The organism is Bosea sp. ANAM02, assembly GCF_011764485.1.
GTDB lineage: Bacteria > Pseudomonadota > Alphaproteobacteria > Rhizobiales > Beijerinckiaceae > Allobosea.
In genome coordinates this window covers 1,105,983-1,120,243 of record NZ_AP022848.1, presented here as the reverse complement: position 1 = coordinate 1,120,243, position 14,261 = coordinate 1,105,983, and the positions used below count along the sequence as shown (strand labels likewise).

At 69.4% G+C, this 14,261-nt stretch carries 13 protein-coding genes; 8 read left to right on the top strand and 5 right to left on the bottom strand.

What is annotated here, in order from left to right; translation table 11 throughout:
• The first annotated feature begins 138 nt into the window (after positions 1–138).
• From ftsE to OCUBac02_RS05380, 5 genes are all read left to right on the top strand, one after another.
• Positions 139–762, top strand: coding sequence for a cell division ATP-binding protein FtsE (gene ftsE / locus OCUBac02_RS05400; protein WP_244639185.1), 624 nt, complete (start codon positions 139–141; stop codon positions 760–762).
• Positions 749–1,711 carry a cell division protein FtsX gene (locus tag OCUBac02_RS05395; RefSeq protein ID WP_244639110.1) on the top strand — a complete coding sequence of 321 codons (963 nt, stop codon included), beginning with the start codon at positions 749–751 and terminating at the stop codon, positions 1,709–1,711. Before ftsE ends, OCUBac02_RS05395 begins: the two co-directional genes overlap by 14 nt.
• 106 nt (positions 1,712–1,817) lie before the next feature.
• Positions 1,818–2,624, top strand: coding sequence for a YdcF family protein (locus OCUBac02_RS05390; RefSeq protein ID WP_244639109.1), 807 nt, complete (start codon positions 1,818–1,820; stop codon positions 2,622–2,624).
• Positions 2,625–2,681: 57 nt separating this feature from the next.
• Positions 2,682–3,443 (top strand): lysophospholipid acyltransferase family protein, encoded by a 762-nt coding sequence (locus tag OCUBac02_RS05385; RefSeq protein ID WP_173043986.1) that lies wholly within the window; start codon positions 2,682–2,684, stop codon positions 3,441–3,443.
• Positions 3,444–3,548: 105 nt separating this feature from the next.
• Positions 3,549–3,947: a hypothetical protein gene (locus OCUBac02_RS05380; protein WP_173043984.1), complete on the top strand. Its 399-nt coding sequence runs from the start codon at positions 3,549–3,551 to the stop codon at positions 3,945–3,947.
• On the opposite strand, the gene OCUBac02_RS05375 is transcribed toward OCUBac02_RS05380, so the two are convergent.
• On the bottom strand, positions 3,948–4,517 hold the full coding sequence (locus OCUBac02_RS05375; RefSeq protein WP_047580034.1) for a gamma-glutamylcyclotransferase: 570 nt from the start codon (positions 4,515–4,517) through the stop codon (positions 3,948–3,950).
• Positions 4,518–4,686: 169 nt separating this feature from the next.
• On the opposite strand from OCUBac02_RS05375, the gene OCUBac02_RS05370 reads away from it, so the two are divergent.
• A complete protein-coding gene (locus tag OCUBac02_RS05370) occupies positions 4,687–5,727 on the top strand; it encodes a DUF2125 domain-containing protein (RefSeq protein WP_173043982.1) in 1,041 nt (346 codons plus the stop codon).
• Between the two features lie 273 nt (positions 5,728–6,000).
• Here OCUBac02_RS05370 and rpoH read toward each other — a convergent pair whose 3' ends face one another.
• From rpoH to OCUBac02_RS05350, 4 genes are all read right to left on the bottom strand, one after another.
• Entirely contained in the window at positions 6,001–6,897 is an 897-nt protein-coding gene (gene rpoH, locus OCUBac02_RS05365; RefSeq protein ID WP_047580030.1) for an RNA polymerase sigma factor RpoH, read from the bottom strand.
• Positions 6,898–7,115: 218 nt separating this feature from the next.
• Positions 7,116–8,144, bottom strand: coding sequence for an RluA family pseudouridine synthase (locus tag OCUBac02_RS05360; protein ID WP_047580043.1), 1,029 nt, complete (start codon positions 8,142–8,144; stop codon positions 7,116–7,118).
• A 204-nt stretch (positions 8,145–8,348) separates the two neighbouring features.
• On the bottom strand, positions 8,349–10,067 hold the full coding sequence (locus tag OCUBac02_RS05355; RefSeq protein ID WP_173043980.1) for a heme biosynthesis protein HemY: 1,719 nt from the start codon (positions 10,065–10,067) through the stop codon (positions 8,349–8,351).
• Positions 10,068–10,085: 18 nt separating this feature from the next.
• Complete coding sequence (locus tag OCUBac02_RS05350; RefSeq protein WP_173043978.1) at positions 10,086–11,933, bottom strand: uroporphyrinogen-III synthase; 1,848 nt, start codon at positions 11,931–11,933, stop codon at positions 10,086–10,088.
• Between the two features lie 269 nt (positions 11,934–12,202).
• On the opposite strand from OCUBac02_RS05350, the gene tsaD reads away from it, so the two are divergent.
• Positions 12,203–13,258 (top strand): tRNA (adenosine(37)-N6)-threonylcarbamoyltransferase complex transferase subunit TsaD, encoded by a 1,056-nt coding sequence (tsaD, locus tag OCUBac02_RS05345; RefSeq protein ID WP_173043976.1) that lies wholly within the window; start codon positions 12,203–12,205, stop codon positions 13,256–13,258.
• Positions 13,255–14,250, top strand: coding sequence for an NAD(P)H-dependent glycerol-3-phosphate dehydrogenase (locus OCUBac02_RS05340; protein ID WP_173043974.1), 996 nt, complete (start codon positions 13,255–13,257; stop codon positions 14,248–14,250). Before tsaD ends, OCUBac02_RS05340 begins: the two co-directional genes overlap by 4 nt.
• Positions 14,251–14,261 lie beyond the last annotated feature (11 nt).

Genomic DNA, 14,261 nt, shown 5'->3' with positions numbered 1-14,261 from the left:
GTGAAGATTCTCTGGCGCAGATTGGCCGCATCGCGATCTTTCCGCATGCCTCGGCTTGCGGTGTAAGGTCGGACGCGGATTCGGTTCAGCGAGGAAGACCGTTTGGTTCGGTTCGAGAATGTCGGCCTGCGATACGGCATGGGCCCGGAGGTGCTGAAGGATATCAACTTCAGCATCGAGCCGCGCTCGTTCCAGTATCTCACCGGCCCCTCCGGCGCCGGCAAGACGACGTTGATGCGCCTCATCCTGATGGCGCTGAAGCCGACGCGCGGGCTGGTCAACCTGTTCGGCCAGGACGTCTCGCGCCTCGATCCCGATACGCTGACCGCCTTCCGCCGCCGCATGGGCGTCGTCTTCCAGGATTTCCGCCTGCTCGACCATCTCACCGTCTACGAGAACGTCGCCCTGCCGCTGCGTGTCCTCGGCAAGGAGGAGGCGAGTTACCGTGCCGAGGTCGTCGAACTTCTGCGCTGGGTCGGGCTGGGCGAGCGCATGCATGCCGTCCCGCCCGTGCTCTCCGGCGGCGAGAAGCAGCGTGCCGCCATCGCCCGCGCGCTGATCAGCCGGCCCGAGCTTCTGCTCGCCGACGAACCCACGGGCAATGTCGATCCCGGCCTCGGCCGCCGCCTGCTGCGCCTGTTCATGGAATTGCAAGCGCTCGGCACGGCCGTCGTGATCGCGACCCACGACCTCAACCTGATGGATATCTACGACGCCCCGCGTCTCGTGCTCGCCGACGGACATCTGCATGTCGATGCCTGAGGCCGGCGACCGGGAACCCGCCCGGAAGGAGCGCGGCCTGCCCGCCAATCTCCGGCGCGACCAGCCGCTCGTGCCCGTCGACAACGTCGCCGGGCGCGCGCTGATGGCGGTGATCGCGATCCTGACCTTCCTCGCCTCGCTCAGCGCGGGCGCCGCCGTCCTCGCCGCGCGAGCCTCGGATCAATGGCGCGGCGCCATCTCCAACGAAATGACCATCCAGGTCCGCCCCGATTCGCATCGCAAGATCGACGACGACGTGGCGCGCGCCGTCATGCTGGCGAGCGGGCTGAAGGAGGTCGAGAGCGTCCGCGCCGTGCCCAAGGCCGAATCGGACAAGCTGCTCGAGCCTTGGCTCGGCACGGGGCTCGACCTCGTCGAACTGCCGGTGCCGCGCCTGATCGTGCTGAAGCTGAAGCCGGAAGCCGGCAGCGACCTTCGAAGCTTCGGTGCTGCGTTGCGCCGCGAGGTCCCGACCGCGTCGCTCGACGATCATCGGCTCTGGGTCAGGCGCCTCTCCGCCATGGCCGGCACCATCATCGCCTCGGGCTTCGCCATCGTCCTGCTCGTGCTGACGGCGGCGGCGCTCGCCGTCGCCTTCGCCACCCGCGGCGCCATGGCGGGCAGCCGCGACAGCGTCGAGGTGCTGCATTTCGTCGGGGCCGACGACGATTTCATCGCGCGCGAGTTCCAGAGCCGCTTCATCCGGCTCGGCCTCAGGGGCGGACTGTCCGGAGGCCTCGCGGCGATCGCCACGATCGCCATGCTCGGCTTCCTCGCCTCACGCTGGAGCGCGACACCCGAGGCCGAGCAGTTGCAGGCCCTGTTCGGCGCCTTCGAAATCGGCTGGACGGGCTATGGCGCCGTCATTCTCGTCGCGCTGGTCGTGGCCGTGATCGCAGGTCTCGTCTCCCGCTTCACCGTGCGCCGTCACCTGAGGATGCTGGCATGAGCCCTCTCGCGGCCGGGCGACGTCAACCAAACCTTAACGCTTGCGGCAAAGCCGGACGCCGGCCTGCCGCCGTTATGCCCGATTGGCGCGCTAGGACGGCAGCGTCATGGCCATGATCGGCAGCACAGACGACCATCTCACGATGGCGCGTTCCGATTCGGTGTCCCGGAGCGGCAAGCCCGCCCGTCCGCTTTCGTTGCGTCGCATCCTCGGGGTGGCGACCGCCGCCCTCGCCGGCATCGGGCTGCTGCTTCTGGGCACCGGCTATATCCGCTTCGTCGGCATGATCGATGCGCGCGAGCCGGCGAACACCCCGCGCACCGATGCGATCGTCGTCGTCACCGGTGGCGCTCAGCGTGTCGGCGATGCCATCGGCCTGCTCGGGGCCGAGCGTGGAGAGCGGCTCCTGATCAGCGGCGTCAACGAGAAGACCGGCCGCGAGGAACTCGCCAAGCTGAACCCCGCCGCGCGCAATCTGCTCGCCTGCTGCGTCGATCTCGACTATCGCGCCCGCAACACCATCGGCAACGCCATCGAAGCCCGGCGCTGGGTTCGCCGCCACGGCTTCCGCTCATTGCTCGTGGTGACCTCGAACTACCACATGCCGCGCACGCTCGCCGAGTTCGCCCATGCGATGCCGGGCGTCCAGCTCGTCGCCCACCCTGTCGTGACCGACCATATCGACACGGCCGGCTGGTGGAACCGCTGGTCGGTGATCAGGATCCTCGCGCCGGAATATGCGAAATATCTCGTCGCGCGCCTGCGCAGCCTCGTCGAAAGCGATCCCGAGACCTCGCGCCTCTCGGTGATCATCGGCGGCCGCAAGCCGATTTCGCCGAAACCCGCCGATTCGCTCGGCCCGGCCGCCGAGAAGCGCACGCGCCTTCTCGGCCAGCATCGCCACGAGGGTTGATGCAGAAACGACGCCACGGCGCTTGACCGGCGCGGCGTCTCGGGCTCATTGCGCAGCATGCTCGTCCTGCGCTCCCTCGCCTTCAATGTCCTGTTCTATGCCAATCTCGTCCTCTGGCTGATCTTCGCGGTCCTGCCTGCGCTCCTCCTGCCCAGGCAGGCGCTGCTGGCGGTCGCGGTCGCCTGGTCGCGCTCCTCGCTCTGGCTGATGCGCGTCGTCGCCGGCATCCGCTGCGAGATCACCGGCATCGAGAACATCCCGCAGGGCGGCCTGATGGTCGGCGCCAAGCATCAGTCCTTCCTGGAAACCTTCGCTCTGGTCACGATCTTCCGGAACCCGGTCTGCATCCTCAAGCGCGAGCTGACCTGGATCCCTGTCTTCGGCTGGGCCCTGACCAAGCTGCGGATGATTCCGGTCAATCGCGGCGCCCGCGCCCGCGCCCTCTCCGACGTGACGCGGCGCGCCAAGATCGAGCTCGGCCAGAACGGCCGCCAGCTCCTGATCTTCCCGGAGGGCACCCGCCGCGCACCCGGCACCCCGCCGGCCTACAAGTTCGGCGTCGCCCATCTCTATGCCGAGCTCGGCGTGCCCTGCGTTCCCGTCGCCCTGAACACCGGCCTCTACTGGCCGCGCCGCAAGTTCCTGCGCCGCCCCGGAACGGTCCGCATCGAGATCCTGCCGGCGATCGAGCCGGGCCTCGACAAGGTCTCGTTCCAGCACCAGCTCCAGGAGCGGATAGAGACAGCGAGCGATCGGCTCCTGGCGCAGGGCCGCGCGGAACTCGCCGCGCGTGGGATGGACCCGCTCGCCGGCTCCTGACAGGCCCTGACAGCAGCGACCGCGCGGCGCGCGATTTCACCGGTGGCAGCGCTTGACTTATCCCCATATCGTTCACATTTTGTTCCTATCACAGGAGGAACGGATATGGCCGCTCTCGCCTATCGCTATACCCCCGATCTCTTCGACGAGGCGCCGGCCGCCCGCGAAATGCCGTTGCGCAGCACGGCCCCGCTCAGCGAACGCCGCTTCACCGCCTGGCGCGGCCGTTCCGGCCGGCGCTATGTCGCCTCGGTCTTCTCGGTCGACGACACGCATGCCCTGAGCTTCACCGATGCGGTGCTGCTCGCGATCTCCGCAGACCGGCGCGTCATCGCAGCCCGCGATTCCGGCCCCTTCGGCATCGAGGCCGCGCTCGGCCGCTGGCAGCGCGCGGTCATGGCCGCCGGCGCCAGCGAGATCCATGTCCATCTCCTGGCCGAGGACGGCATGAGCCGCCGCGCCGCCCTGCTCGACCTGATGCCGGAAGCGAACCCGGAAGGCTGATCAACCGGCCAGCGGCGGATGAGGCGCCCCGAGCCCTGGCGCCAGTTGCTGCGCGAGGTTCGCCAGCACGGGATCGAAGATGCCCATCTTGCGCAGATGCTCATGCGTCTGCAGCACATAATCCGGGTTCTCGCCGGACTGCCCCCTGCCCTCGCGGACAAGCTTGAGCAACTGCTCCGCTGGCAGCTTGCCGGCATATTGCAGATGCTTGCGGTCGGCGACGTAGACGAGTCCGCGCACCTGCCGGCCGTCCTCCAGCTTCAGCGCGACATGGCGCTCGAGATAGACCGCCGTCGCCTGCTCCCGAGCCCGCAGATAATCGACCGTCTCCTGCGCCTGCCCGGCTGCGACGCGGAAGGCGAGGCCGCGGCAGACCCCGCCGCGATCGAGCCCCAGCACCAGCCCCGGCCGCTCCGGCGTGCCGCGATGCACATGCGAGAATACGCAGAGCGAGCGGTGATAGCCGTGGAGGCGAGCCTGCACGCTTTCCGCGAAGGCGAAGCCCGGCCGCCAGATCAGCGAGCCGTAGCCGAAGACCCAGAGATCCGTCGCGCCGAATTCCGTCGTCATCCTCGTCCCATAATTTGGCCGCGCCGGCCTGCTTGCTTGAGCATCAGGCCGAAAAGCGGTACCCGCTTTTCGAGCAAATCCGGTGCCACCACAACGAGATAGACCGCTCGCGAAAGCAGTCCGGGCGATCTAACGATCCGCCCGCCTCCGCGCAAGGAATGCCTGCCGCATGACCGATCCCCTTCCGACGCGCCGCCGCAGCCGCTTCTGGCTCTACGGCCCCTTCATGCTGCTGGTCGTCCTCGCAGCCGGCTGGTCCGCCTTCTGGTTCTACGCCCGTGGCCGCATCGCGACCGAAATCGATGTCGCACTGGCCCGGGAGGTCGAGCGCGGCCGCACCTGGACCTGCACCGACCGCAGCATCGGCGGCTTCCCCTTCCGCATCGAACTGCGCTGCAGCGCGCTCACCCTGACCTCGACCCGCTGGGGCGATGCGGTGCGCGTCCAGACGGGCCCGGCCGTCGTGGTCGGGCAGGTCTATTCGCCCGGTCTCGTCATTCTCGAAGCGTCGAGCCCGGCAAAGGTCACCTTGCCCGAAGGCCGCGTGCTCGACCTGACCTGGAAGAATCTCGATGCCAGCTTTGCCTGGCGCAGCCCGGAACGTTTCGCCCTCGTCGCCAGCGAGCCCCGCGGCGTGCTGACAACGCCCGGCCTCGCCACCGAGACCTGGGGCGCCGCCAGCCTCGAAACCTACCTGCGCCGCAACCCGACGCGCCCCGCCACCGATCAGGCCGTCGACATCGCCATCTCCGCCAAGGGTACGATCCTGCCTCCGATCGATGCCCTGCTCGGGAATACGGAGACCGGCGAGATCGACCTCCAGGCGACGCTCACCCAGGCCGAGAACTTCCGCAAGGGCTTCAACCCCGACGCTCTCGAAGGCTGGCGCGCCGCCAATGGCGGCTTCGAGCTGACCAGCCTCATCTCGACCAAGGGCAAGGCCCGCGTCGACGGCAGCGGCCAGTTGGCGCTCGACCCGCTGCACCGCGTCGCCGGCGATCTCCAGCTCGCCGCGGCCGGCATCGAGCAGATCGGCGGCCTGCGCATCGGTAACCTGCTCGGCGGCCTCGGCGGCTTTCTGGGCGGACGCGGCAACAATGCCAGCACGGCTCCCGGTTTGACGACGCTGCCGCCGGTCTCGCTGCGCGAGGGCCGGGTCTTCATCGGCCCCTTCCGCCTGCCGCTCCAGCCGCTGCTGCCGCTGTACTAAGGCATCGGCCCTCAGCGAAGGCGGCGGGAAATAATACGCGGGGAACCCCTCTCCTGTAAGGAGAGGGGTAGGGGTGAGGTGTAGGCCCTTGGACCAGCTCGCTATGTCCTCACCGCAGCAGCGGTCAGGTCGCGGCTATAACGTCCAACGGCCTACCCCTCACCCTGCCCTCTCCCTCCGGGAGAGGGTTGCCCGCGCCTTTTCGTCATGGCCAGCGCATGAAAAAAGGGGCGCCTCACGGCGCCCCTTGAAATGGGTCGAAATCCGAAACCGTCAGGCGGCCGGGAGCGCCGCGCGTGGCGCCTCGATGCGGGTGATCGCCTTCTTCACGGCCTCCTGCACCTTCTCGAAGGCGCGAACCTCGATCTGACGGACGCGCTCGCGCGAGACGCCGAACTCCTCAGAGAGCTGTTCCAGCGTGATCGGGTCCTCGGCCAGGCGACGCGCCTCGAAGATGCGGCGCTCGCGCGGGTTCAGCACCTCCAGCGCCTCGCGCAGCGCCGAATGGCGGTTATCCGCCTCCTCGGAATCGGCGAGGCGGCGCTCCTGGCTTTCCGAATCGTCGACCAGCCAGTCCTGCCACTCACCTTCGCCATCTTCGCGCAGCGGCGTGTTGAGCGATGCGTCACCGCCGAGGCGGCGATTCATGTCGACCACGTCCTGCTCGTTGACGCCGAGCTTGGTCGCGATCTGCTTAACCTGGTCGGGGCGAAGATCGCCCTCGCCCAGCGCCGAGATCTTGCTCTTGGCCTTGCGCAGGTTGAAGAACAGCTTCTTCTGGTTGGCCGTGGTGCCCATCTTCACCAGCGACCACGAGCGCAGGATGTATTCCTGGATCGAGGCCTTGATCCACCACATCGCATAGGTGGCGAGGCGGAAGCCCTTCTCGGGCTCGAAGCGCTTCACCGCCTGCATCAGGCCGACATTGCCTTCCGACACCACCTCGCCGATCGGCAGGCCGTAGCCGCGATAGCCCATGGCGATCTTGGCGACGAGGCGCAGATGCGAGGTGACGAGCTTATGCGCCGCATCGCGGTCGCCATGCTCCCGCCAGCGCTTGGCCAGCATGTATTCCTCGCTCGGTTCCAGCATCGGGAACTTGCGGATTTCATCGAGATAACGTGACAGCCCGCCTTCGGCGGACAGGACGGGCAGCGAAGCACTCGCCATGCTCGTTCTCCTCATCGAGGCCCCCGCTTGGCGGCAGGCCCTCCGCGCGATCAACCTTCGCGCAGGCTTCGGACTCGGCAAAGCAGTCCAACGCGGGAACCTGGCATCGGTTCGGTTGGAATGCCCGCTTGCGGCGCCCCCTTGGCCATCCGCATCCGAACAACCCCAGTATATGCGAACTCACTCTGGCGGAAAGGTGGCAAAACCGCCCGGTTCGGTCACAGCCGCGCGAGCGCTGCTTGCAGATTCGCAAAGTCCTCGGGCGGCTCGGACTCGAACAGCATCTCTTCGCCGCTGGCCGGATGCTCGAATCCGAGGATCGCCGCGTGCAGGGCCTGGCGGCCCAACGTGGCCAGCGCGGCTTGGGCATCGGCGGGCAATCGCACCGCCTTGGTGGCGAAGCCGGAACCGTAGAGCTGGTCGCCCAGCAGAGGGTGGCCGATATGGCTCATATGCACGCGGATCTGGTGCGTGCGCCCGGTCTCCAGCCGGCACTCGATCAGGCTTGCCAGAGGCTCGGTTTCGTCCAGCCCCTTCAGCAGCGGCGGATAGCGTTCGAGCAGCTCGATATGGGTGATCGCCTCGCGCCCGCGCCCTTCCTTCACCACGGTCATCTTCTCGCGGTTGCGGGTCGAGCGCTCGATCGGCGCGTCGATCGTGCCCTCGCGCAGGCGCGGCACACCCCAGGCAATGGCGAGATAGGCGCGCTGGAGCGGCCCTGTGCGGCCATGGTCGGCGAACTGCCTGGCGAGCTTCTGATGTGCCCGGTCGTTCTTGGCGACGACGAGCAGACCGCTGGTATCCTTGTCGAGCCGATGCACGATGCCGGGTCGCCGGACGCCGCCGATGCCGGACAGGCTCTCGCCGCAATGGGCGATCAATGCATTGACCAGCGTGCCGTCCTCATGCCCCCCGGCCGGATGGACGACAAGCCCCGCCGGCTTGTCGATGACGATCAGGTGCTCGTCCTCGTAGACGACGTCGAGCGGGATATCCTGCCCCACAGGATCGGCCGGCTTCGCCGCCGGCATCACGAGCGCGATCGTGTCGCCCTCCACCACCTTGCGGCTGCCGTCGCTGAAGACGGCGCCGTTCAGGCTGACCCCGCCTTCCTTGATGACCTGTTGCAGCCGCGCCCGCGAAATCTCGCCGGCGAGGAGCGTAAGCGCCTTGTCGAGGCGCTGGCCGGCCTGCTCGGGGCCGACCGTCAGGGTGACGGCGGCGTTCGGGTCGAGAATGGATGTCATCGCGCCGCTATAAGGCGCATGGCCGCCGGCCGCACGCCTTTTCCGCAGCAAAGAACCAAACCTCGCCGTCATCCCGGACAAGCCGCGAAGCGGCAACGATCCGGGATCCATTCCGGAACCTCCATTGGAAGCGCTCCGGAATGGATCCCGGGTCTCCCTACGGTCGCCCGGGATGACCTGCGGAGCAACAAATAGCGAAGGAGCTCAGCCGAACAGTCTGAAACCGCCTTTCTTCGGTTCCGGAGGCGGTTCCTCCGGCCCCGGATCGTCAGGCGCATGCGAGACCGGAAAGATCACCGGCTTGGGCGACACCGCCTCGCGTGCGGCAGGCGCGGGCTTCGACTCCGCGGGTTTCACATCGGCAGGCTTGGCCTCGGCGGGCTTCTCGGGCTCGGCTGCGGCTTCCACCGGCTTCGGCTCGGCGGCCGGCTTCGACTCTGCGTCCGGAGTCGATGGCGCAGCAGCCACAGCCGGTTCCGGCTTGGGCTCCTCCTTCGGCGCGGCTGGCGGAGGCGCCGGGGGCGGCGGCGCAACCGCCTCCGGCTCGATCGTCGTGACGCTTTCGGCCTGCACCTCGATCAGCCTGGTCGAGTCGTCGAGATCGGCCAGCACGTCGTCGATGGCCTGCGCCTTGCTGCCGAGCGTCGCCGGCGGCACGGTCCAGACGAAGGCATCGAGCCGGCCGGTGATCGGCGATACCGGCATCCAATGATCCGAGACCAGCCCGTCCGCGACCCAGGCGGCGTCGCGCGGCGCCCGTGTCGCCCGCGCAAGCCACTCGCGCACGCGGCCGGCGGCGCCGTGCTCCGCATCCTCGAGCTCGGCCATCAGCAGGCAGGCGCGCACCGAAGCGCCGCCCGCAAGCAGCGGTTTCAACGCATCGCGGGCCTTCTGGAACTCCCGGGCCTGGATCGCGGCACCGGCCAGCGCCAGCACGCTTTCCGGATCGGAGGGACGCAGCTTCGTCAGCGTGACCGCCCGGTTGAGGCGATCGAGCGCGCTGTCGCCCGGTCGCGCATCGAGATAGGCGGCAGCGATATCTGGATGCGGCGCATCCCTCCAGGCTGCTTCCAGCAGCTTCGACGCCTTGCGGACATCGCCGCGCTCGGCAAGCATCCGGCCTGCAAGAGCGGCGGCCGGCGTCAGGGCCGGCGCGAGCTTGACCGCTTCGAGCGCAGCGGCGAGCGCCTTCTCGGGCTCATGCTCGCGCGCCTGCAACGCCTCGGCCGCCAGCAGTACGGCGCGCTGGCGCCGCGCCTCTGCCTTGTCGGCGAGCCTCAGCGCCGCGCGGCGCTCCACCGCCGTCCGGGCGGCCTGCCAGTCGCCGGCCTGCGTGTGGAAATCGAGCAGGGCGTCATTGGCCCATGCCAGGGAGGGCGAACGGCGCACGGCATCATCGGCAAAGGCGCGCGCCGCGGCGGCGTCGCCGCGTCGCTTGGCCTCGACGAAGAGCCCGCGCAGGCCGAGCACGCGCGTCTCTGATTTCTCCAGCATCGCCTTGAAGGCGGCCTCCGCCTGCGCCCGGTCGCCGCTCAACTGCGCGGTCTGCGCCTCCAGCAGCAGGGTCAGCGGCTCGCCCGGCACGAAGCGGCGCGCCTCGCCGGTATAGCGCCCGGCCGCGACGGGATCGCCCGCGCCGATCGCGACCATGCCGCGCGACACGGCCTCGAAGCCCCGTGCCCGCCGCCGCGCCCGCGAGGACAGGCTGAAGGCCGAGGGCAGGCCGAAGACGAAGCGAATGATCGCCCAGACCAGCAGGATGAGAAAGGCCAGCGCGACGACGCCGATCGCGGCCAGCGCGACGCTGGTCTCGATCCGATAGCCTTGCCAGAGCACGGAGACCTCGCCGGGCCGGTCGGCAAGCCAGACGGCACCGAAGGCGAGGCAGGCGAAGACGGCGAGGTAGACGAGAACGCGAACCATGGACTCCTCAACCCTCCGTCAGCCGGCCGCGCCGAGCGCCGCGACAGCATCCTGCGCGATTTTGGCGATCGCCGCATCCGCCGCGGCACGTTTCTGCAGATCGGCACCGAACTCCGCACTCGCACGGCGCGCCGGCTCGGGCAACTGGCCCCACAGGGCCGCGGCCTTGACGATGTCGCCGGCCGCGATGGCGCTCTCGAGCCGAAGCGGCAACGTCGCGGGATCGGTCGAGCCGCTGTCGCCGACCGGGCGGACCGTGACGACGCGGCTCGTCAAGGCGAGCAGCTTGTCGGTCCAGCTGTCGGACGCCGGCATGACCTCCCGCTGGAACATCGCGCCATGCTTGCGGAAGCCCACCTGCAAAGCCTCGCGCGTCGGTGCGCTACCGGCGGCGATCGCCGTCAGCGGCGCGACATCCGCCTGCGCCACGCCACTCTTCGTCAGTGCTGCGATATCGCCGGCGAAAGGCCGCCCGCCTGCCAGCGCGCGCTGGACCCGCTCGGCCAGCACGATGCGCGCCGCCGCCATCGCCTCGGGACTCGCGCCTGCCGCAGCCTTGGCCTGCGTCTCGACGCTGCCGAGCCGTCCCGCGATCTCATCGAGACGCTGGCCGACAGCCGTCGCCGCCGCCTCGGCCTTCTGTGCCTGGGCGCTGAATGCGCTGGTATCCGGCGCCTGCGCATTGCCGAGCGCAGCGAGCTTCGCCGTCACGGCCTGAAGCTCGGAACCCGCCTTCGCGGCGGCCTCCGAGGCGGAGGACGCCTTGCGGTCCGCTGCTGCCGCTCCCGCCTGCAAGCTCTCTATCCGGCTGCGCAATTCGGCGATCGCCTCGGTGCTTCCGGACGGAGCCGGCTTGGGCAGGACATAGGATACGAGCGCGCCTCCGATCACACCCCCGACGAGGGCAGCGGCCGCCACCGCCAGCCACGGCGTGCGCGCCGGCGCGTCGCGCTCGGCGTCCGGACGCATCGGCTCGACCGGCGGCGGCGAGAATTCCTGCGGCAATGCCTCGGTCGGCGCCACCGCTTCCGGCGAAGGCTTCGCCGCATCCGTGCCTTGTGCCGTTTCCGACGATACCGCCTTCAGGTCGACGGTCGGCGGCGTGCGCTGCAGGCTGCCGCGCGGCTCCGGCCGGGCCGGATCGCCAAGGCGCTCGCGCGCAGAGACCTGCTCCAGCGCCGCCAGCATTCCGGCTTCCTCCGGATGCTCCGCCACCAGAACGGTGCTGGCGCCGGCCGAGATCAGCGGCGAGGCGACATCGGCCGAGAGCGCGACATGGGTCAGTTCGAGCGCCTCGTCGGCCACGTTCGCCGCCTGCGCCAGCGCGATGAAGGTCCGCGCCCCGCGCGCCGAATAATGCAGCGCCGCGCCGCCTTCGCCATGCCGAAGCGCGGCTTGCGTATCCTCCGGCAGGACCGAGACCGGCTCAGCCGCATAGGCTATCCACAGCGTGACCTCGTAGCCGGCCTCGCGCAGCCGGTCCGGCACATCCTCCTTGCGGTCCCGCCCGACGATCATCAGCAATTTCGCCGGCGCCGGCAGCGTACGAATGATCAGCTCGATCAGATCGTTGCGGTCGCCATCGGCGCTGCGGGTATCGTCTAGCCCGGCCTCGCGCACCTTCGCGGCCGTTCGGCTGCCGACGGTGAAGACCGGCAGGTCACGCCAGGCCGCGGGTCCGTCGGCCAGCGCCGGCACGCCGTTGCCGCTGGTCAGCACGAGCGCGTCGAACGCGCCCTCGGGCGCTGCGTCCGTCAGGCGGACCACCTCGAAGAGCGGCGCGACCACCGGCTCGAAGCCGTGCTCGGCGATGGCGCGCGCCGTGCGCTCGGCATCGGGGCGGGGTCGAAAGACGAAGACGCGCATTCACAGCTCCTGACAAAACCGGCGGCGACCGCAGGACGATCCGCGAACCGTGCAGCAATTTGCGATCATGCCGCATTGAGGCGGAACAATGATCCTGCCCATGCCGTCTCCTTTTCCCGTTCCCGCCGTCATGACCACGACGCGCCTCTTGCGACGCGCCTCTTGGCCTTGCGCCCCCTCGCGCACTATACGAAGGAATTGCCGACACGGAACCGCCGGACGCGTTCCTTGATCCTGATCCCTCATTCCGCGAGACAAGTCGACCGATCATGCGTGTACTGGGGATAGAGACGACCTGCGACGAAACGGCAGCCGCGATCGTCTCCGTCGAGCGTTCCGGCGAAAGCAGGATTCTGTCGAACGAGGTCCTGAGCCAGATCGCCGCACATGCTGCCTATGGCGGCGTCGTGCCGGAGATCGCGGCGCGCGCCCATGTCGAGGCGATCGACCGCATCATCGCCCGCGCCTTCGCCCATGCCGACCTGAAGCCGGATGACATCGACGCCGTCGCCGCCGCCGCCGGCCCCGGTCTGGTCGGCGGTGTCATGGTCGGTCTCACCGCCGGCAAGGCGATCGCGCTCGCAACGGGTAAGCCCTTCATCGCGATCAACCATCTCGAGGCGCATGCGCTGACCGCCCGCCTCACCGACGACCTCGCCTTTCCCTATCTGCTGCTGCTCGTCTCCGGCGGCCATACCCAGTTGCTCGCTGTGCGTGGCGTCGGCGATTATCTCAAGCTCGGCGGCACCATCGACGACGCGGTCGGTGAGGCTTTCGACAAGATCGCCAAGATGCTGGCCCTGCCCTATCCCGGCGGTCCCTCGGTCGAGCGCGAGGCGGCCAAGGGCGATCCCGAGCGCTTCGATTTCCCGCGCCCGATGCAGGGCAGGCCGAGCCCGGATTTTTCGCTCTCCGGCCTGAAGACCGCCGTGCGCCTCGTCGCCGAGCGGATCGCCCCGCTCTCCGACAATGACGTCGCCGATCTCTGCGCCTCCTTCCAGGCAGCCGTGGTCGATGTGATGGTCGACCGCACCCGCGCGGGCCTGCGCGCCTGCCGCGAGGCCGGCCTCACCCCCTCGACGCTGGTCGTCGCCGGCGGCGTCGCCGCCAACCAGGCGATCCGCAGCGGGCTCAACCGTTTGGCCACCGAAGCCGGCCTGCCGATGGTCGCCCCGCCGCTGGCGCTCTGCGGCGACAACGGCGCGATGATCGCCTGGGCTGGCCTGGAGCGTCTGCGGCTCGGCCTGGTCGACGACATGAGCGCCGTCGCCCGCCCGCGCTGGCCGCTGGACGAACTCTCCGTCGCACCCTCGACCGCGGCATGAGCTCGCGTAGCGCCTATCGCAGCATCGGCGTCGTCGGCGCCGGCGCCTACGGCACGGCGCTGGCTCTCGCCGCGGCCCGTGCCGGGCGCGATGTTCGGCTCTGGGCCCGCGATGCCGCGACCATCGAAGCCGTCGAACAGACGCGACAGGCTCCGCGCCTCACAGGCATCAACCTGCCGGAAAGCATCCGCCCAACGAGTTCGCTGGCTGCCCTCGCCGACTGCGACGCCCTGATCGTCGCCGTGCCGACGCAGGCCCTGCGATCGGCCTGCGAAGCACTGGCAGAGGCCCTGCCGCCGCGCGTGCCGGTGGTCTCCGCCGCCAAGGGCATCGAGCAGGCGAGCGGCCGTTTCGCGACCGAGATCATCGGCGAGGCCTGGCCGGGCGCGACCGCTGCGATCCTGTCCGGTCCGAGTTTCGCCACCGATATCGGACGCGGGCTGCCGACGGCGGTGACGCTAGCGGCAGCTGACCCCAATCTGGCTCAGGCGCTGGCCGAGGCGCTGAGCTCGCCGGCCTTCCGCATCTACCACTCCGCCGACACGCGCGGCGTCGAGATCGGCGGCGCGGCCAAGAACGTGCTCGCCATCGCGGCCGGCATCGCGATCGGCCTGGGCTATGGCGAGAGCGCCCGCGCCGCGCTTGTGGCGCGCGGCTTCGCCGAACTGCGCCGCTTCGGCGAGGCCTATGGTGGCGATCCCGAGACGCTGATGGGCCTGTCCGGTCTTGGCGATGTCGTGCTGAGCTGCGCCTCGCTGCAATCGCGCAATTTTTCCTATGGCCTGGCGTTGGGCCAAGGCCGGAGCCCGGCCGAGGCCGCCGGCGGCAAACTGGCCGAGGGCGCTTTCACGGCCTCCGTCCTCGTCGAGATGGCGCGGGCGAAACAGGTCGAGACCCCGATCGCCGCGGCCGTGGCCGCGATCATCGCCGGCCATGTCGGCGTGCGCGATGCGGTCGCGGCCCTGCTGGCGCGGCCGATCCGGGCGGAGTGAGGGAGGAAGGC